General features: G+C 65.8%; 1 protein-coding gene. It reads left to right on the forward strand.

Annotated features, from left to right (window positions below; all coding sequences use genetic code 11):
• Positions 1–1,052: IS1182 family transposase (locus N181_RS11060; protein WP_060563373.1), on the forward strand; the 1,052-nt coding region annotated here is incomplete at both ends.

Consider the following 1,052-nt stretch of genomic DNA (forward strand, 5'->3'; position numbering starts at 1 on the left):
CCTCAACCAGGTGCAGTCGAGCCGACGACTGGAGCGCGAGGCGGGCCGCAACGTCGAGCTGATCTGGCTGACGGGCAAGCTCGCGCCCGACTTCAAGACGATCGCTGATTTCCGGCGTGACAACGGAGACGCGATCCGCGCCGTCTGCCGCCAGTTCGTCGTGCTCTGCCGCCAGGTCGGCCTCCTCGCCGGCGGCACAGTTGCGGTGGATGGTAGTCGTTTCAAGGCCGTGAACACGCGCGACAAGAACTTTACGCCCGGCGCGATCCGCCGCCGCGTGGAGCAGGTGCAGGCCAGCATCGAGCGCTACCTGTCGCTGCTTGACACGGCCGATCGTCAGGAGGACGAGGTGGCGGAGATGCGCAGGGACCGCCTGACGGAGCGGCTCGAACGCCTGCGCCAGCAGATGCGCGATCTGAATGCGATGGAGCGCGCCGTCGAAGCAGCACCCGACCGACAGGTCTCGCTGACCGATCCCGATGCCCGCGCCATGGCCACCAACGGCAAGGGTACCGGCCTCGTCGGCTACAACGTCCAGGCGGCGGTGGACACGAAGCATCACCTGGTCGTGGCGCATGAGGTCACCAATGTCGGTCACGATCGCACCCGACTTGCCAGCATGGGCCAGCAAGCGAAGGAGGCGACCGGCGCGGATGATCTGACCGTGCTTGCCGATCGCGGCTACTTCTCGGGCGAAGAAGTGCTGGCCTGCGACGCGGCGGGCATAAAGGCCATCGTGCCGAAGTCGCTCACCTCAAGCGGCCTGAAACGTGGCTTCTTCGGCAAGCAGGACTTCGTGTTCGACGCCGACCGGGATCTGTATGTTTGTCCGGCCGGACAGGAACTAACCAGAGGCAGGAACCGATCGGATCGCGAAGGCGACGTCATCTTCTATCGCCATCTGACCGCCTGCTCGACCTGCGAACTCAAGCCCCGCTGTACGCCCGAGAAGCTTCGACGCATCCGGCGCTGGGAGCATGAGCAGGTGATCGACGCCATGCAGGCCAGACTCGACCGCATGCCCGATGCCATGCGGGTGCGGCGGCAAACGG

This window comes from Sinorhizobium fredii USDA 205, from assembly GCF_001461695.1.
In the GTDB taxonomy this organism is placed as follows: domain Bacteria; phylum Pseudomonadota; class Alphaproteobacteria; order Rhizobiales; family Rhizobiaceae; genus Sinorhizobium; species Sinorhizobium fredii.